The organism is Ornithinimicrobium pulveris, assembly GCF_050261105.1.
Lineage (GTDB): Bacteria > Actinomycetota > Actinomycetes > Actinomycetales > Dermatophilaceae > Ornithinicoccus.
In genome coordinates, this window is record NZ_CP189837.1 from 825,244 (window position 1) to 842,683 (window position 17,440).

Sequence of the window (17,440 nt, forward strand, 5' to 3'; positions counted from 1 at the left end):
CTGATCAGGTCGTCCTAGAGCCAGATCCGGAGCATCCGGGCAGGCGACGGATCCCCTGTCGCTCAGGGCTTCTCGACACGAGACCGTCCACCAGGAGTACCGATGCGCACACGTTCAGCCCTGCTCCGCTCCGCAGCCATGGTCGCGTCCGTCGCCGCGCTGGCCGCTGGCCCCGCCTTGGCCGCCACCGCAGCGGACACCGTCGAGGACGGCATGGGCAATGTGTATGGCGAAGCTCACGGTGCGCACGGCGGGTTCGTCATCGCCGATGTCGTGCCCTTCTGCGAGGACGGGTCCCCTGGCGTGGCTTTCGGGGTCTACAACCAGGGCGCCGAGCCCGCTGGCTACACGGTGGGAGCCGGCCGCCCCGGCGCGGATGGCTTCGTGCTGGCGTCGGCCGACGTGGTGCAGGTCGGGATGGGCACGGTTGCCGGCTTCGCCGTGGTTGGCGAGGGCCCGTCACAGGCGATGGTCTACCTCCAGGCCTCGACCGATCCAGACCGCACGAGCTACGCCTTCATCCCCTACGACGGCGCCTGCGAGGGACACCCAGCCTCCCAGGCCGATGCCTTCGACGTCGTCGCGTCGGGGCAAGCGGCGGAGGCGGTGACGCAGTACTACCTGATGGGCCAGAACCCGGTGACCGCGACGGAGCCGACTCCCGCCCCCACGGCGCCCCCGACCACCCCGGCCCCGACGACCACCCCGGCCCCGACGACCACGCCGGCGCCGGCTCCGACGGCCGGTTCTGAGGGCACCGTGTCCGGACCCCGGATTCAGACCGGCACGACAGTCTCCGACCAGGCACCGGCCTGGCTCCTGGCAGCTGGGGCGCCGGCCTGCTCCTCCTCGGGGGAGCCGCGGCGGCGACCCGCGCCCGAGGCCGGTAGGCCGTTCAGTCCTGTGGTGGCGGACGGCGCTGGCGGCTACGGTCGAGACATGCAGGGTCGCCGTCTCGTCCTGATCCGTCACGCCACCGCCGAAGACAGCCACTCGGAGGGGGATCACTCCCGGGCGCTCGCGGACCGGGGGAGGGCTGACGCCGCGCTGCTCGGGCGCTGGCTGATGGGGCAGGGGCTGGTGCCCGACCACGTGCTCGTCTCGACAGCGACCCGGACCCAGCAGACGCTCGAGGCGCTCCGCGAGATGCACCCGGACGCCGGGAGCGTGTGGACCGAGCGACGCCTGTATGACGGTGGCGTGGACGGGACGCTCGCGGCCATTCAGGAGATCCCGGACGCTGCCGGGGTGGCGTGGGTCGTGGGCCATGAGCCGGTGATGTCGACCACGGTCTGGGAGCTGGCCGGAGAAGGGATGGAGGGGGAGCTGCAGCAGCGGCTGCTGCGCGGCTACCCCACCTCGACGGCCGCCCTTCTCGGCGTCGAGACGGCCTGGGCGGACCTCGGGATGGCGGGCGCGCGGCTGCTGAAGTTGCATACCGCCCGCGCTTGACCTCCTGACCTGGTGACCTCCTGACCTTCTGAGCTCTTGACCGGCTGACAGGCGAGCGGGCTGAAACCGGTTGGGGTCTGTCGGACCCGCGGTCTAGAGTCACCCCTCGTGACCGCACCGGTGATCAGGGCCAAGGGCCTGCGCAAGACCTACGGCGATTTCACTGCCGTCGACGGCATCGACTTCGAGGTGCAGCCGGGGGAGAGTTTCGGGCTGCTCGGCCCCAACGGTGCCGGCAAGTCGACCACGATGCGGATGATCGGGGGGACCCTCGACCGCACGGCCGGTGAGCTCGAGGTGCTCGGGCTAGACCCGGGCACCCACGGGCCCGAGGTCCGTGCCCATCTCGGTGTGATCCCGCAGCAGGACAACCTCGACGAGGAGCTGCGGGTCAGGGAGAACATCGTGATGTACGGCCGCTACTTCGGTCTGCCGCGCTCCTATCTCCTCCCCAAGGCTGAGGAGCTGCTGAAGTTCGCCCAGCTTGAGGTGAAGGCGCGCGAGAAAGTCGGCAACCTCTCCGGCGGCATGAAGCGGCGGCTCACCATCGCCCGCGGCCTGGTCAACGAGCCGCGGATCCTGTTGCTCGATGAGCCGACGACCGGCCTGGACCCGCAGGCGCGGCACATCCTGTGGGACCGGCTGTTCCGCCTCAAGGAGGCGGGCACGACGTTGGTTGTGACCACGCACTTCATGGACGAGGCCGAGCAGCTCTGTGACCGGTTGATCGTGGTCGACCACGGCGCGATCATGGCCGAGGGCTCGCCGCGAGAGCTGATCCGGCGCTACTCGACCCGCGAGGTGGTCGAGGTGCGCTTCGGCTCGGAGCGCAATGCCCAGGTGGTCGACCGGCTCGAAGGCGTCGGTGAGCGCAACGAGGTGCTGCCCGACCGGATCCTGATCTACACCCCTGACGGTGAGGCCGCGCTGGAGGAGATCTCCCGGCGCGAGCTCAACCCGGTGACCTCGCTGGTGCGCCGCAGCTCCCTGGAGGACGTCTTCCTCCGGCTCACGGGGAGGTCGCTCATTGACTGAGTCGACAGGTCCTTCGGGCGGGTCAGCCGCGACGGGCGGGGGAGCGGGAGCTGCGAGCGTGCCGCATCCCGAGCTGGACTCCACCTCGCTCGCCTACTCCGGCACGATCCCGCCCCACTCGCAGATGGCGGCCCGCAGCCGACGGTTCGGCTGGTGGTACTACACCGAGACCTACCTGCGCGGCATGCGGGCCTACGCCCTGCCGATCCTGTTCTACGCCGTCGGTCAGCCGCTGCTCTACCTGATCGCGATGGGCGTGGGCCTGGCGGCGCTGGTGAGCGGCGGCGTCGGCAGCGTGGATGGGGTCGACTACCTGACCTTTGTCGCGCCGGCCCTGCTGGTCTCGACCGTGGTGATGTCGGTGAGCGGCGAGATGACCTACCCGGTGATGAGCGGCTTCAAGTGGAACCGGCTCTACTACGGTCCGGCCGCCTCGCCGGTGTCGCCGGGTCAGATTGCGGTGGGCCACTTCACCGCCGTCTGTCTTCGCTTTCTCATCCAGTCCTTCATCTTCTGGGTGGTGATGGTCGCCTTTGGTGCGGCTCCGCAGGTGCTCATGTCGCTGCTCCTCGTGCCGCTCGGCGTGCTCGCCGCGATGGCCTTCGGGGCACCGCTGCAGGCGTATGCCGCGACCGTCAAGGACGAGGGTTTCCAGTTCACCTTCGTGCAGCGCTTCATCGTGATGCCGATGTTCCTCTTCGCCGGGACCTTCTTCCCGCTCTCGGTGATGCCGATCTACCTGCAGTGGATCGGCTGGATCAGTCCGGTCTGGCACGGCACCCAGCTGGCACGCGTGGCCTCCTACGGCGCCCCGGTCGAGCCGTGGTTGATCGCCGTGCACCTTCTCTTCCTGATCGTCTGTGTCGTCGGTGGTCTCACGGTCGCCGTCCGGGTCTATCGGGGGAGGTTGACCGCATGAGCGAGCACGGTTCCGAGCAGGCGGTAGGGACGACGTCGACCACGCGGACAACGCCCACGACGCCGAGCACGGGAGTGGCGCGGCAGTTGACGGCCCGGCGACACCGCATACCGGACGGGTTGGCCTCGTTGTCCTCAGGCAACGTGCGCGCGGTCCTGGAGCGCGGCTTCACGGTGATCCGCAACCAGAACTGGCTGATCCTCGTCTCCGGCTTCTTCGAGCCGGTCTTCTACCTGCTGGCCATGGGCGTCGGGATGGGGATGCTGGTGGGGGAGGTCGAGGGGCCGGGCGGGCAACCGATCACGTATGCCGCCTACATCGCTCCCGCGCTGCTCGCCACGTCCGCGATGAACGGCGCGATCTACGACTCGACCTGGAATGTCTTCTTCAAGCTGCGCTTCGCCAAGCTCTACCAGGCGATGCTGCAGACCTCGCTCGGGCCGCTGGATGTGGCGCTCGGGGAGATCCTGATGGCGCTCTTCCGCGGCTTCATCTATGCGGTCGGCTTCCTCGGCGTGCTGGCGGCGATGGGGCTGGTGACGTCGTGGTGGGCGCTGGCGATGGTGCCGGTGGCGGTGCTGATCGCGTTCGGGTTCGCGGCGCTGGGGATGGCGATCACCAGCTACCTGAAGAGCTTCCAGCAGATGGACCTGATCAACTTCGCGATGCTGCCGATGTTCTTGTTCTCGGCCACGCTCTACCCGATCTCGGTCTACCCCGAGGCGATCCAGTGGCTGGTGATGGCGATGCCGCTCTGGCACGGCGTGGAGCTGATGCGCCAGCTGTCCGTCGGGCACCTGACCGGGATGACGCTGGTGCACGTCGGCTACTTCCTGACGATGACCGCCGCCGGGCTGTGGCTGACCACCGTGCGCCTGCGCGCCCTCTTCCTGCGCTGAGATCCGCTCCCCAGCGGACTCTTTCCCTGTGAATGCCCCGATCGGACACGGCTTTGGGCCGAGGCGCGCATCAAATCGGGGCACGCACAGGGCCAGCTGTCCCGAGACGAGCCCGTGCGCGTGCCGTCGGGGGAGCGTCTGAGCTCGGCGTCACCCCTGCTCCGGAAAGTGGAGACGCCACTCATCGTTGATCGGCCCGACCGCGACCCCGCGGCTGCGCAGGATCTTGGCCACCCGCTCGAGGGTGGCGCCCGGTGTGCGGTAGATGTCCTTGGAGATGAGGGGGATGATCCGCCAGCCGTCATCGTCGAATCCCTCACGCCTGATGATGTCGCCCTCCCACTGAGTGGGATTCTCGGCATGCTGTCGGCCGTCGTACTCGATCGCGGTCTTGGATGCCAGGTGCGCCAGATCCAAGCGGCGCACGAGCTGGCCGTCCATCGTGTAGAAGGCATGGTTCACGATCAGCTCCGGGAATCCCGCCAGGGCGAAGAGCATGCGCGTCCGGCTCTCCATCGGTGAGTCGACCTTGGCGCGCACGAAACCGGCCGCTCTGCGTGCCAGCCGTGATCCGCGACCAGTGCTGCGCTCCGCGGCGGCGACCAGGTCCTCCACGCTGAACCGGCCCTTCTTGATCAGGCTGTCTCCGAGAACCACCAGGTCGACGAGGTCCAGCTGGGTCGCCATGTCGAGAAAGGTCGCGATGCCGTTGGTCGTGCGCACCTTGCGGAAGGTTGTCGGGGTCCGGGATGAGGCGTGGAAGACGGCGTCCGACCGCTCGTTGCGAGGAGATCCTCTGGGAACGCTGAGGTGGACTTTCGAGGTGTGAGGCACGACGCCGCCCCACAATCTGGCAGCTGTGTGGTGCGATACCCAGCCGTGCCCTCCGACGATGAGCATCGCCGCCACGGCGTGGAGGTAGGCATCCACCTCCACGGATGCTGCGACATACACACCGCGCAGCACGCGTCGGAAATCGCGCGACTGCAAGCGCCTCAGCGAGATGCCGGCCGCGCGCGCTTGTGCTCTCGTGAAAGGGCGCCGGACATCGAGCTGGTGGGGATTCGTGGCCATGAGCGACAGCATTCCCGAATCCCGCGGAGCGGCTCAGGAGTTGTCCACAGGTGCCGTTGGTGAGGGCGTCGTGACTGTGACTGCCCGGGTTACGCACGCGATTCGACCGATGAGCGCATCGAACCAGGGCACTCACAGGCGACGGGCGGGCGTGATCGGTGCGCTGGGGCGCAGGTGTCCGGTCACTTAGGGTTGAGGGGTGAGCACTCTGGACCCGGACTCGGCTGACCTGACGCTGCTGCAGGACCGGCAGGTGGCGGTGCTCGGATTCGATGCCCTCGCCGCGGCGCACGCACTGAACCTGCGCGACTCGGGTGTCGACGTCTGGATCGGCGTTACCCCCGACAGCCGCTCGGCGGCGCGTGCTGAGATTGAAGGGCTCGCGGTCGACACCCCCGAGCAGGCGGTGGCCCGCTGCGACATCGTGCTGATCACCGGCGCAGGGGACAGCCACGGCGAGCTCGCGGTCGAGTCGGTCCAGGGGCTGCTCGACCAGTACACCGAGCCAGGTGACCTCGTGATCGTCACGAGCGCCGCCATCGTGCGCGTCGGGGGACTGGCCGTCCCCGAAGGCGTCGACCTGGCCCTGCTCGATGCGATCGGTGATGGCGACCGGGTCCGTGAGGAGTATCTCGACGGGCGTGGCTGCCCCGCCCTCGTCGCCGTCGAACGCGACGGGAGTGGTGCTGCGTGGGCGACGCTCACGGCATACGCGGGGGCGATGGGGGCGCTGCGCTCAGGTGCGATCGTCACCACCCTCGAGCACCAGGCCCGGGCGCTCGCGCTCGCCGAGCAGCGCGTCCACGAGCCCCTCCAACGTATGGTGCAGGACGCCTTCGACAGCCTCGTCGCCGAGGGCGTCGAAGAGGAGGTCGCCTACCTGGCGGTGCTGCACGATCTCAAGGCACGCACCGATGCGATCTACGCGGCGGGCTTCGCCACCCAACACGGCCCCGACGGGGAGCCGGGTGACGATCCCGCGGACGGCGCGACCAGCCGCCGCGAGGCCGCCGCGGCCGCCCACCCGATCGAGCGCGTCGGCCGTCGGGTCCGGGCGATGATGTCGTGGATCCGCTGAGCCGGATCGGCTGAAAGACCAGCCTGGATCGGCGTATACCCTCGGAGCATGACCACGACGTCGACGTCAGCCCAGGAGTTCTTCGCCCGCACCGAGGCCGCCGAGCGCCGCTCTGCGGACGAGATCGGACAGATCCTGGAGAACCCCGGTTTCGGCAGCACCTTCACCGAGCACATGGTGCTGGTGGAGTGGGACAAGGAGCAGGGCTGGCACGACGGCCGCGTCGTCCCGTACGGCCCCATCCCGCTGGACCCTTCCGCCGCGGTCTTCCACTACGCGCAGGAGATCTTCGAGGGGATGAAGGCCTACCGGCACGAGGACGGGTCGGTCTGGACCTTCCGCCCCGAGCGCAACGCCGAGCGGCTCAACGCCTCGGCGCGCAGGATCGCGATGCCCGAGCTGCCGCCCACGATCTTCCTGGACGCCATCAAGGAGCTCGTCACCATCGATGAGGCCTGGGTGCCGCCGGCCGGGGAGGGCGAGACCTCGCTCTACCTGCGCCCGTTCATGATCGCCACCGAAGAGGCGCTGGGGGTGCGCCCGAGCAACCGCTACCTCTTCTGCGTCATCGCCTCGCCGGCCGGCGCCTACTTCAGCGGTGGTCTCAAGCCGGTCTCGCTGTGGGTTAGCGACCAGTACGTCCGCGCGGCCCCCGGCGGCACCGGGGCGGCCAAGACCGGCGGCAACTACGCCGCCTCGCTCGCCTCCCAGGCCGAGGGCATCGAGAACGGCTGCGACCAGGTGGTCTTCCTCGACGCCACCGAGCACACCTATGTCGAGGAGCTCGGCGGCATGAACCTCTTCTTCGTGTATGCCGACGGCCGGATCGTGACGCCCGAGCTCACCGGGACGATCCTGCCGGGGGTCACGCGCTCCTCGCTGGTCGAGCTCGCGCGCGAACGCGGGCACGACGTGCAGGAGCGCCGGTTCTCGATCGATGAGTGGCGCGAGGGCGTGGCCTCGGGCGAGATCACCGAGGTCTTCGCCTGCGGCACCGCTGCGGTCATCTCCCCGGTCGGCCGGCTCGCGTGGAACGGCGGCGAGCTGGAGATGCCGGATGAGCACAAGGTCACGATGGACCTGCGCGAGGAGCTGCTGGACATCCAGTACGGCCGCGCGCAGGACGCCCACGGCTGGCTGTACCGCCTCGTCTGAGAAAGACCAGGCCGACCCTCGGCTGAACGTCAGGCAGTCAGCAGGTCGAGCAGGCGACGGCGCAGCTCGTTCGAGCGCGTCGTGAACTCCCGCTGGGCACGGGCGTACTCGACCTTGCCCTCGGTCGTCTCGATCCGCACCGGCTCATAGCCGAGCTCGCGCAGGTCGTAGGGTGCCGCGCGCATGTCCAACTCGCGGATGTCGCGGGCGAGCCGGAAGGCGTCCAGCGTCAGCGCGCTCGGCACCAGCGGCGTGAGTTTGAAGCACCACTTGTAGACGTCCATCCCGGCGTGCAGACAGCCCGGCTGCTCCAGCTCCAGCTGCCGCTCGCGGGTCGGGGCGAGAGTGTTCCGCGGAGCAGCCTCCGGCGTGAAGAACCGGTAGGCGTCGGCGTGGCTGCAGGCGACCGTGTGCGACTCCACCACCGCGTCGGTCCCGTCGCTGCCCAGCCGCAGGGGCCACCCGCCGTGCCGGATCTGCTCGTCGTCGGCGCGGTAGACCATCGCCCACTCGTGCAGCCCGAAGCACCCGAACCGTCCCGGCCGGGACAGCGTGGCGGTGAGCAGGTCGCGGACGAAGCCGATCGCGTTCGCCCGACGCTCCCGGACCCCGACCTCGTCCAGGTATGCCGTGTCCCCAGTCAGCACGTAGCCGCTCCACTCCGCGCGCTCGGAGGCTCCCGCGAGCCCGACGCCCGGGCCGGGGTGCCAGCGCGAAAGTTGGGCGGGGCGGAAGGAGTAGTACTCCCAGAGGAAGTCATCGACCGGGTGCTTCTTGCCCTCCACCCGGCGGGCCAGGCGACCTTCGGTGAGCTCCTCAACGGCGCGCGCGTGCGCCTGGGCGAGGTCACGCCATACGGGCTCGGGCAGGATCTGGGCAGTCACAGCGAGAACAGGAGCGGGGTGCCCAGGGGAGGGGTAGTGCCTTCGGGAGGTGCGTCCTCCAGGCGGGCGCCCGCGTCGATGGCGAGCTCGCGCAGGCGCGCCGCGAAGTCCCGGTGACCGAGGTGCTCGCCCTCGTTGTGCACCGACACCTGACGCAGCCACAGGGACTGACCGTCATTCGTGCTGACCCACACCATGCTGATCGGACCGATCGCCACCTGTGTCAGGTCGGCGATCCGCAACTCGCGCCGGGAGATGCGGCCCTGGGCGGTGAGCACCCCGTCGCGGACCTCGATGCGGCGCCGCCGCTCGCTGAAGCAGAAGAGGACGATCAGGCCGACCCCGAGAGCCCAACCCCAGCGGCCGACGACGAGGAGAAGGACACCCAGCACGGACAGCACCGCGCCCGCCAGGGTGAGCTGGAAACGCCAGAGTGAGTCTCCCCTCGCCACCAGGTCGGGAGCGGTGTCCGAAGCGGTTGACATGCGGTCATCGTACGGAAGCGGCCAAGATGGGTTGATGACTCGACGGCGAAGGCGCGGCGCGGGCAGAGCCCTGCGTGGGGTCGGTCTTGCCGTCCTGGTGGTGGGAGTGGTGGTCACCCTGATCTGGTCCCTGCAACGACAACTCATGTACTTCCCCGCCCGGTCCGACCCCGGCAGCGTCGCCAACATCGCGACCGGCGGGCGCGACCTGACGCTGCGCACAGCGGACGGGCTCGAGCTTGGGGCGTGGTTGCTGCCGCCGGACGAGCAGGCCGATTCCGGGTATGCCGTGGTGATGGCTCCAGGCAACGGTGGCCACCGCGGGGGCCGGCTGGGGTTGGGCGAGCAGCTGGCGGAGCAGGGGCTGGCGGTGCTGCTTCTGGACTATCGGGGTTACGGCGGGAACCCGGGCAGCCCCACGCGGGAGGGGTTGGCACAGGATGCGGACGCCGCGGTCGAGGCGCTCGCGGAGCAGGGCTATGGGCTGGACCGGATCGTCTACCTCGGCGAGTCCCTCGGGACGGGCGTGGTCGCCGAACTTGCGGAACGGCATACCCCGGCGGCCGTGGTCCTGCGCTCGCCGTACACGACCTTCGCGGACGTGGCGAAGGTGCACTATCCGTGGCTGCCGGTGGGGGCGCTGCTGCGGGACGACTACGACGTGGTGGGTCCGCTGTCGCGGACACAGGTCCCGGTGTCAGTGGTCTATGGCAGCGTGGACGGCGTCGTGCCGCCCGAGCTGAGCGAGCGGGTCGCCCGAGAGGTGGCGGTGCTGCACGAGGAGGTGGTGCTGGACGGGGTGGACCATAACGACTCGCCGATGTTTGGCGAGCCCGTGGTGCGGGCCGTCGTTGATGCAGTGGCGTCGGTGAGCGACGGCATACCCTAGGAGCATGCGCATCTGCCGTTTCATCACCGGTGACGACCCCCGCTTCGGCCTCGTGGACGGGGCGGGCGAGAAGATCGCGGAGATCAGCGGCGACCCGCTCTACACCCGGATCGAGCTGACCGGCGCGACCCACCTCGTCGAGGACGTTCGCCTGCTCGCGCCCGTGATCCCGCGCAGCAAGGTGATCGGGATCGGGCGCAACTACGCCGACCATGCCAAGGAGATGGGCAACGAGGTGCCCGAGGAGCCGCTGATGTTCCTCATCCCCAACACCTCGGTCTGCGGTCCGGACGACCCGGTGGTGATCCCGGACTTCGTGACCGAGGTGTCCTACGAGGCTGAGTTGGCGGTGGTGATCGGCCGGATGTGCAAGGACGTGGCGCCCGAGGATGCTCGCTCGGTGATCTTCGGCTACACCGTCGCCAACGACGTGACCGCGCGCGACCTGCAGCGGGGCGACGGCCAGTGGGCGCGCGCGAAGGGGATGGACACCTTCACCCCCGTGGGTCCCTGGGTGGAGACCGACCTGGACATCGCCGACCTGCGGATCACCTCCTCTGTCGACGGCGAGCCGCGCCAGGACGGGACGACGGCGGACATGGTGCACGGGGTCGCCGAGCTGATCGCCCACGCCTCCCGCGCCTTCACCCTGCTCCCCGGCGACCTGATCCTCACCGGCACCCCCGCCGGGGTCGGCGAGATCGTGGCCGGTCAGCGCTGCGAGGTAGCTGTCGAGGGGATCGGGTCGATGAGCAATCCGTTCGTCGCCGACGAGCAGGACTGAGGTGGCCGACGCTCCGATCGGGGTCTTCGACTCCGGTTTCGGCGGGCTGACGGTCGCGCGCGAGATCCTGGATCAGCTCCCGCACGAGTCGGTCCTCTACCTGGGCGACACCGCCCGCACCCCCTACGGTCCGCGGCCGATCGCCGAGGTGCGCCAGTTCGCGCTCGAGTGCCTGGACCGCCTCGTCGACCACGGCGTCAAAGCGCTGGTCATCGCCTGCAACTCCGCCTCTGCCGCCGTGCTCGCCGACGCCCGGGAGCGGTATGACGTGCCCGTGGTCGAGGTCATCCGCCCCGCCGTGCGCCGAGCGATGGCGGTGACGCGGTCGGGGCGGATCGGGGTGATCTCGACCGACGCCACCCACCAGTCCCGGGCCTATCTCGACTCTTTCGTGGCCGCGCCTCCGCACGTCGAGGTCTTCAGCCAGCCCTGCCCGCGCTTCGTCGAGCTGGTCGAGGCAGGGACGACGAGCGGACCGGAGGTGATCTCGGTGGCGCGTGCGTATCTCGGTCCGCTTCAGGACGACGGGATCGACACCCTGATCCTGGGCTGCACGCACTATCCCTTGTTGGCCTCGGCGCTGCAGTACGTGCTGGGGGAGCAGGTGCAACTGGTGTCCTCGGCGGCAGCGACGGCGGCCGACCTCTACCGGGTGCTGACCGAGGGCGGGCTGCTCGCCCCTCAGGACAACGTCCCCGTTCACCAGTGGCTGACCACCGGTGACCCGGACGGCTTCAGCTTCCTGGCGCGCAGATTCCTCGGTCCCGAGGTCGAGCAGGTGCACCGGGCGTATGTCGGGCGGGCTGAAGAGCGCGTGACCTGAGCCGGTCGTCGGCCGCCGAGGCGGATGAACACGATGCATGATGTCCCCATGACCACCTCTCGGGAGGGAGCGCTCGCCGGGCTGGCCGCAGGCGCGGTCACGCTCGGCACCGCTGAGCTCCTGGCCGCTGCGTGGGTGCGGCTGCTCGCCGGCGCGGGCGTCCCATCGCCGCTGCTCGCGGTTGGTGCCGCCTTCGTCGACCTCACGCCGGCCTGGCTCAAGGACTGGGCGGTCACCACCTTTGGCACGGCCGACAAGGTGGCGCTCGGGGTCGGTATGGCGTTGACCCTCACCCTGATCTGCGCCGGCCTCGGGGCGCTGTCATCCCGGCACCGGACGCTCGGGCTAGGGCTCTTCGCCGTCGTGGGTCTGGTCGGCATGGCCGCCGTGGTCACCCGCCCGAGCAGCGGTCCGCTCGACGCGACGCCCACCGTGGTCGGGGTGCTGGTCGGGTCCTGGCTGCTCGGCCGTCTCCTTGACCGCGGAGCGCACCCCACCCCGCAGGCTGGCGGTGCCTCACGCCGCGAGCTCCTTCAGACTGCTGGCGGCCTCACCGTCCTCGGCGTCGTCGGCATCGCTGCAGGCCAGGCGCTCTCCACCGCTGGTCGCGCGGCGGACCGGGCGGCCCGCGCCATCGGCCTGCCGCGCCCCAAGCGCGAGGTGACCGTCCCCGCAGGGGCGGTCAGCGACCTGGCCGAGCACACGGCATACCTGACCCCGAACGACAGCTTCTATCGGATCGACACGGCGCTGCGGGTGCCCCGCGTGGACCCGGACGGCTGGCGCCTCAAGGTCACCGGGCTGGTCGAACGGGAGGTCGAGATCAGCTATGCCGAGCTGCTGGAGGAGGAGCATGTCGAGGCGCTGGTGACGCTGACCTGCGTGAGCAACACGGTCGGCGGCGACCTGGTCGGCAACGCGCGCTGGCAGGGCTGGCCGGTGCGCGAGCTGCTCGCCCGTGCGGGGGTGCGGCCCGAGGCCGACATGGTGCTCTCGCGCAGCGTTGACGGGTGGACCGCCGGCACGCCCATCGAGGCGCTCACCGACGACCGCGACGCGCTGCTGGCGGTCGCGATGAACGGCGAGCCGCTGCCCGCCCAGCACGGCTTTCCGGTGCGGCTGGTCGTGCCGGGGCTCTACGGCTACGTCTCGGCGACCAAGTGGGTGACCGAGCTGAAGGTGACCAGGTTCGACGCGGATGAGGGCTACTGGACGCCGCGCGGCTGGTCGGCTCTCGGGCCGATCAAGACGGCGTCGCGGATCGATGTCCCGCGTGACCGCGCTCGCGTAGCGGCGGGTGAGGTCGTGGTGGCGGGGGTGGCCTGGGCGCAGCACCGCGGCATTGAGGCGGTCGAGGTGCAGGTGGACGAGGAGGTATGGCGCCCCGCCGAGCTGCTGGACCAGCCCACCGTGGATGCGTGGCGGCTGTGGCGATGGACCTGGCCCGAGGCGACCCCGGGTGACCATGTGCTCCGCGTGCGGGCGACCGACGGAGCTGGTGAGGTGCAGACCGCTGACGTCGCCGCGCCAGCGCCGGACGGAGCGAGCGGGTGGCACACCGTTCGGGTCCGGGTCGTGGGTTCCTAGCCCGGCTCCGTTCGGACTTGTGCGGGTCGCGTGTCCTCAGCCAGCGCGGGGAGGATGCCCGTGCTGGGGTTCGTGGCCTACACCAGCCGGCTAGGTGGGGCGGCGGTGCTGTTCCTCGCCGGCGTGCTCCAGGCGTTCGGGCTCTACCTGCTCGTGCGCGGTCGGCGCACGTCGGCGGTCGCCGGGCACAGCGCCCCGCAGCACGCTGCTGCGTAAACAGAGCCTCTAGGTCGCTGCGCAGGCGCGGCGCACCGCACCGATGATCTCGCGGCGGATCAGTCCGCTGCCAGGGCGAACCACGGTCCAGTAGGCGCGGAAGCGGCGCCGTGCCGTCGCGTCAGTCGGCGCGCAGACCGTCCACGTCTCCACCAGGGTGCGGTCGCCCGGCAGCGGGACGAGATGCCACTCCATCCCGTACCGGAGCCAGCCCGGCTCGGCGAAGTCGGCCACCTCTTCCGGCGTGCTGACGGTGCGTGAGCCGGGTACCGGGCTCCAGGGGCGCCCGACCATCGCCACGAACGTGCGAGTGGGCGGCTGTCCGACGGTGACGCCCAGTGGCTCGAAGGTCGCCAGCACACCCCGGTCCATCCCCGGACCGGCGCCGAAGCCACGGGCGAGCAGCAGTGGCTTGCTCAGGCGCAGGTCGGACCACCGGACGAGGTGGAGGGCACGCCACACCTCCTCGGGACCGGCGTCGATCACGCCGTGATGAAACTCCCCGAACTCGGCACCCGGCAGCAGCGCCACCAGCTCGCTCGGTCCTGACCGCCACCCCGTCGCCATGGCACCAGCATGCTGGGTGGGGCGGCGGCTGCGCCAGCCACCCGGCACGATAAGGACATGGACCTCACCATCGTCGGCTGCACGGGGTCGCTGCCTGGGCCGGACAGCCCGGCCAGCTGCTACCTGCTCACCGCCTCCGAGGACGGCCGGCGCTGGCAGATCCTGCTCGACCTGGGGGCCGGGAGTTTTGGCGCGCTGCACCGGCATACGGACCCGGACGAGATCGACGCGGTGGTGCTCTCGCATCTGCACCCCGACCACTGCCTCGACGTCACGGCGATGCGGGTCTGGCGTGGCTACGGCCCGACTCGGCCGGAGGGCCCGCTCGACATCTTCGGACCGCCAGGATCGGCCGACCGGCTCGCGCGCGCCTACGCCGCCGAGGAGCCGGAACCCATGCAAGGCATGGTCTTTCATGACCTGGTCGACGGTGCGTCCTTCGCCGTCGGCCCGTTCACCATCACCCCGTATGCCGTGCTGCACCCGGTCCCGGCGTTCGGCCTGCGCGTCGAGGCGGGAGGGGTCGTCCTCGCCTACACGGGGGACACCGACACCTGCCCGGGGCTGGTTCCGCTCATGCGCGACGCGGACCTGGTGCTCGCCGAGGCGGCCTTCGTCGAGGGTCGCGACGAGGAGCGGGGCATCCACCTGACCGGGCGGCGCGCTGCCGAAGCCGCGGTGGCAGCCGGTGGGGTGAGGCGGCTCATGCTCACCCACCTGCCGCCCTGGAACGACCCGGAGGTATGCCGCAGCGAGGCCGAGGAGGTCTGGGGTTCGGGCGTTGAGGTGGCCGAGCCCGGTCGGACCTATCCCCTCGCCGAACCCGCCGCGGAGGATGGCCGCCGGTGAAGCACGGCCGGTCGATGCCGAGCGAGGTGCTCGGCGTGCCGGGTGGGCGCGCAGCTGCTGGACCGCTGGCGGGGGTGGTGGGCACCCGCCCGGCAGCCGTTCCCGGTGCGTGGGCTGCCCGATGAGCTGCTGGCCGGGCTGCCCGCCGGATCGTCGACCCCGGGCGAGACGGAGCCGCCGTCGGGGAAGGTCGCCGACGAGGTCCGGGACACCTTCTTCCTCTACGGCGGCACATGGCGGTGGTTCACGCAGGAGCAGTTCGCGGAGCTGCCCCGCGGGGTGCGCTCGGCATTGAGCGCCGCGCGGCGGGCGCACCAGCGCAGCAAGCCGTCCTCGCCCTGGCCGAGCGAGCTGCGTGACGACGGCCGGCTGCAGCGGTGGGTCGCGGCTGGGGCTGTGACCAGCCAGCATCGCGAGGTCGAGGAGTCGACGTGGTCGCGGGCGGTGGACGTGCTGCCGCAGGCGCGCGCCCTGGCCGGCAGTTTCGCGGACGGCTCGGGGCCCAGCTGCTTCGGCACGGTGATGGCAGCTGCCGGCGTGCCGGGCGCGGCCGAGGAGTGGATGACCCAGGAGCCGTTCGAGGCCTGGCTGGCCGCGACGACGACCAAGGTGAGGGGAACGGCCTACGACCGGGACCCGGGGGTGGTGCTGCTCTGGCACGAGCGGGGCGAGCTCGCGCACGCTGCGGTGACGATCGGGGACGGCTGGACGCTGAGCAAGCCCTCGCAGTCCTGGTCCAGCCCGCGACTGGTGTGGACGACGCGGCGGACCATCAGCTCCTGGACGTTCGCAGGGACGAGGCTGTCCCGTCGCCGGATCGGCTGATGCGGTTCACTGAGCGGGTGAGTGATCAAGGTGACCGACGGGTCCTGCTGCAGAACCAGCTCGATATCATGTGGCGCTTCGCCGAGCAGTTCGTGCTCGACGACGTGACCGACGAGCTCGCCCTGTGGGAGCCCTCGATGAACGTCTGCACGGTGCGCCAGGCCGACGGGCGTTGGATGGCCGACTGGCCGGATGAGGACAACCCGCCGCTGCCCGACGTCACCATCGGCTGGTTGCTCTGGCACATCGAGTGGTGGTGGACGGACACGATCTCCCGAGTCGAGGGTGACGGCCCGATCTCTCCGGAGGAGCACGTGTGGTCGGGCGGGACCGCTGGGGTCGCGGCCGCCAAGCGCAGGTGGGACCAGGTGCTTGCCGCGCCAGATCTCGACCTGGATCGGGCGGTGAGTTGGCTGCTGCCCGAGCCGCAGCCGCTCTGGCGCGTGGCGGCCTGGGTCAACGTCGAGTTCACCAAGAACCTCGCCGAGATCAACCAACTCATCGGGCGGCACGCCAACAGCACGCCCGTATGACGTGTGTTGGCTGACCCCAACGGGTCAGCCGGAGGCGGAGAGGACCTGCGAGGGGGTAGGAGCGCTGGGGTCCTGGGCCAACCTCGCCGGCACACGTTCGTCCGGCGTGGCGTCCGGGCCCGGGTTCGGTGTGGTGGCGGCGCGCGGAGTGCGGCGCAGGATCCCGCCCCCGAGCCAGGCCAGCAGACAGGCGAGGGTCGCGCCACCGACCGTGACCGTGAAGGCGGGGGTATGACCACCCAGGTCAGCCAGGCGACCGGCGAGCGCTGCACCGGCGGCGTAGCCGGTGCCGGTGGTGGCGGCGAGGATCGTCATGGCCGCGCCCAGCCGACGGACCGGCGTGGTCCGTTCGGCGACGGTGAAGGTGGTGATCATCGTCGGGGCGATCGCCAGGCCGAGCGCGAGCAGGACCAGAGCCAGGGCCCACAGCGAGTCGACGAGCAGCAGCGGCAGGGCGAGGACGACCAGGCCCAGGGTGAACAGGCGCAGGCGCACGACATACCCGAAGGACTCGGGCAGCATCACCACGGCGAGTCCGGCCAGCACGCTGCCGACCCCGAGCAGGCCGTGGAACAGACCGGTCAGTCCCGGCTCACCCGCGTCGGTGGCCAGCACCGAGGTGCCGGTCTGCACCGAGCCGAACATGGTGCCGATGCCGAACTGGATCAGTGCCAGGACGACCAACGCCGGGGTGATGAGGCGAGCCCCGAGGGCGCGGCTGGAGGTGGTGGCGCGGCCGACCAGGCGGCTGGTCGGGTGGATCGCGAACCAGGTGCCGAAGGCGCCGAGCAGGGCAGCCGCGACGACCAGCGCCGCGACCGGGTTGAGCACAGCCGCGATCAGGCCCACCAGCGCCGGGCCGAGCACGAAAGACGCCTCGTCCGCCGCCCCCTCGTAGGAGAAGGCGGCGTCCATCACCCGCGGATCAGAGGAGCGTGAGGAGCGGCTGATCGGGCGCCACCGGACGCGAGCCATGGTGCCGACCTGAGGCACGAAGGCACCACCGAGCGCAGCGACGGCCGGCAGGATCCACCAGGGATCGCCGGCCTCGTGGCGGACGGTGAGCAGCGCGAGGGCAGCGAGCCCGAGGGTGCCGACCACGCTCTGGATCAGCAGGACCGGGCGCTGGCCGACGCGGTCGGACAGGCCACCGGCGATGGGTGCCCCGATCGCGTTGGCCACGGCGAGCGCGCCTGCGGTGGCGCCACCCGCGGCATACGAGCCGGTGGCGGTGGAGACGGCGAGAAGGGCCGCGATCTGCGACATCGCGAGCGGGATACGGCCCAGGAAGGCGACGGCGACGTAGAGCGGCCCGGTGAGGGCGAAGAGCTGTCGGTAGGACTGGACGGGCGACACGAGGTGCCTTTCAACAATGTGCGCGCCGTC

Annotated in this window: 19 protein-coding genes; 14 read left to right on the plus strand and 5 right to left on the minus strand. The window is 70.6% G+C overall.

Annotation, left to right across the window (positions count from 1 at the left end; translation table 11 throughout):
• The first annotated feature begins 102 nt into the window (after positions 1–102).
• From ACQBAT_RS03805 to ACQBAT_RS03820, 4 genes are all read left to right on the plus strand, one after another.
• A complete protein-coding gene (locus ACQBAT_RS03805; RefSeq protein WP_420746656.1) occupies positions 103–1,452 on the plus strand; it encodes a SixA phosphatase family protein in 1,350 nt (449 codons plus the stop codon).
• A 108-nt stretch (positions 1,453–1,560) separates the two neighbouring features.
• Complete coding sequence (locus ACQBAT_RS03810; protein ID WP_420746657.1) at positions 1,561–2,487, plus strand: ABC transporter ATP-binding protein; 927 nt, start codon at positions 1,561–1,563, stop codon at positions 2,485–2,487.
• Positions 2,488–2,545: 58 nt separating this feature from the next.
• The gene (locus ACQBAT_RS03815; protein WP_420746658.1) at positions 2,546–3,406 is read left to right on the plus strand and encodes an ABC transporter permease; all 861 of its coding nucleotides are present in this window, start codon (positions 2,546–2,548) and stop codon (positions 3,404–3,406) included.
• Positions 3,403–4,305: an ABC transporter permease gene (locus ACQBAT_RS03820; protein ID WP_420746659.1), complete on the plus strand. Its 903-nt coding sequence runs from the start codon at positions 3,403–3,405 to the stop codon at positions 4,303–4,305. The genes ACQBAT_RS03815 and ACQBAT_RS03820 overlap by 4 nt, the downstream gene beginning before the upstream one ends.
• Before the next feature lie 150 nt (positions 4,306–4,455).
• Here the strand turns inward: ACQBAT_RS03820 and ACQBAT_RS03825 are convergent, their stop codons facing one another.
• Positions 4,456–5,028, minus strand: coding sequence for a hypothetical protein (locus ACQBAT_RS03825; protein WP_420746660.1), 573 nt, complete (start codon positions 5,026–5,028; stop codon positions 4,456–4,458).
• 550 nt (positions 5,029–5,578) lie between these two features.
• Between ACQBAT_RS03825 and ACQBAT_RS03830 the strand changes: the two genes are divergently transcribed.
• Entirely contained in the window at positions 5,579–6,457 is an 879-nt protein-coding gene (locus ACQBAT_RS03830; protein WP_420746661.1) for a hypothetical protein, read from the plus strand.
• 48 nt (positions 6,458–6,505) lie between these two features.
• On the plus strand, positions 6,506–7,612 hold the full coding sequence (locus ACQBAT_RS03835) for a branched-chain amino acid aminotransferase (protein ID WP_420746662.1): 1,107 nt from the start codon (positions 6,506–6,508) through the stop codon (positions 7,610–7,612).
• Between the two features lie 29 nt (positions 7,613–7,641).
• Here the strand turns inward: ACQBAT_RS03835 and ACQBAT_RS03840 are convergent, their stop codons facing one another.
• Positions 7,642–8,496 (minus strand): 3-methyladenine DNA glycosylase, encoded by an 855-nt coding sequence (locus ACQBAT_RS03840; RefSeq protein WP_420746663.1) that lies wholly within the window; start codon positions 8,494–8,496, stop codon positions 7,642–7,644.
• On the minus strand, positions 8,493–8,981 hold the full coding sequence (locus ACQBAT_RS03845) for a hypothetical protein (protein WP_420746664.1): 489 nt from the start codon (positions 8,979–8,981) through the stop codon (positions 8,493–8,495). Before ACQBAT_RS03845 ends, ACQBAT_RS03840 begins: the two co-directional genes overlap by 4 nt.
• Before the next feature lie 34 nt (positions 8,982–9,015).
• On the opposite strand from ACQBAT_RS03845, the gene ACQBAT_RS03850 reads away from it, so the two are divergent.
• The 5 genes from ACQBAT_RS03850 to ACQBAT_RS03870 are packed head-to-tail and all read left to right on the plus strand — an operon-like array spanning position 9,016 to position 13,280.
• The gene (locus ACQBAT_RS03850; protein WP_420746665.1) at positions 9,016–9,870 is read left to right on the plus strand and encodes an alpha/beta hydrolase; all 855 of its coding nucleotides are present in this window, start codon (positions 9,016–9,018) and stop codon (positions 9,868–9,870) included.
• Positions 9,871–9,874: 4 nt separating this feature from the next.
• Complete coding sequence (locus ACQBAT_RS03855) at positions 9,875–10,654, plus strand: fumarylacetoacetate hydrolase family protein (RefSeq protein ID WP_420746666.1); 780 nt, start codon at positions 9,875–9,877, stop codon at positions 10,652–10,654.
• A gap of 1 nt (position 10,655) precedes the next feature.
• Positions 10,656–11,477 carry a glutamate racemase gene (murI, locus tag ACQBAT_RS03860; protein WP_420746667.1) on the plus strand — a complete coding sequence of 274 codons (822 nt, stop codon included), beginning with the start codon at positions 10,656–10,658 and terminating at the stop codon, positions 11,475–11,477.
• Between the two features lie 48 nt (positions 11,478–11,525).
• Positions 11,526–13,064: a molybdopterin-dependent oxidoreductase gene (locus ACQBAT_RS03865; protein ID WP_420746668.1), complete on the plus strand. Its 1,539-nt coding sequence runs from the start codon at positions 11,526–11,528 to the stop codon at positions 13,062–13,064.
• A 54-nt stretch (positions 13,065–13,118) separates the two neighbouring features.
• Positions 13,119–13,280 carry a hypothetical protein gene (locus tag ACQBAT_RS03870; RefSeq protein ID WP_427197745.1) on the plus strand — a complete coding sequence of 54 codons (162 nt, stop codon included), beginning with the start codon at positions 13,119–13,121 and terminating at the stop codon, positions 13,278–13,280.
• Between the two features lie 9 nt (positions 13,281–13,289).
• On the opposite strand, the gene ACQBAT_RS03875 is transcribed toward ACQBAT_RS03870, so the two are convergent.
• Entirely contained in the window at positions 13,290–13,847 is a 558-nt protein-coding gene (locus tag ACQBAT_RS03875) for a hypothetical protein (RefSeq protein ID WP_420746670.1), read from the minus strand.
• A 57-nt stretch (positions 13,848–13,904) separates the two neighbouring features.
• Between ACQBAT_RS03875 and ACQBAT_RS03880 the strand changes: the two genes are divergently transcribed.
• From ACQBAT_RS03880 to ACQBAT_RS03890, 3 genes are read left to right on the plus strand one after another with little or no spacing between them, the layout of a single operon-like run.
• Positions 13,905–14,696 carry an MBL fold metallo-hydrolase gene (locus ACQBAT_RS03880; RefSeq protein ID WP_420746671.1) on the plus strand — a complete coding sequence of 264 codons (792 nt, stop codon included), beginning with the start codon at positions 13,905–13,907 and terminating at the stop codon, positions 14,694–14,696.
• Between the two features lie 42 nt (positions 14,697–14,738).
• On the plus strand, positions 14,739–15,521 hold the full coding sequence (locus ACQBAT_RS03885; RefSeq protein ID WP_420746672.1) for a hypothetical protein: 783 nt from the start codon (positions 14,739–14,741) through the stop codon (positions 15,519–15,521).
• A 17-nt stretch (positions 15,522–15,538) separates the two neighbouring features.
• On the plus strand, positions 15,539–16,054 hold the full coding sequence (locus tag ACQBAT_RS03890) for a DinB family protein (RefSeq protein WP_420746673.1): 516 nt from the start codon (positions 15,539–15,541) through the stop codon (positions 16,052–16,054).
• Between the two features lie 24 nt (positions 16,055–16,078).
• On the opposite strand, the gene ACQBAT_RS03895 is transcribed toward ACQBAT_RS03890, so the two are convergent.
• On the minus strand, positions 16,079–17,410 hold the full coding sequence (locus tag ACQBAT_RS03895; RefSeq protein ID WP_420746674.1) for an MFS transporter: 1,332 nt from the start codon (positions 17,408–17,410) through the stop codon (positions 16,079–16,081).
• Positions 17,411–17,440 lie beyond the last annotated feature (30 nt).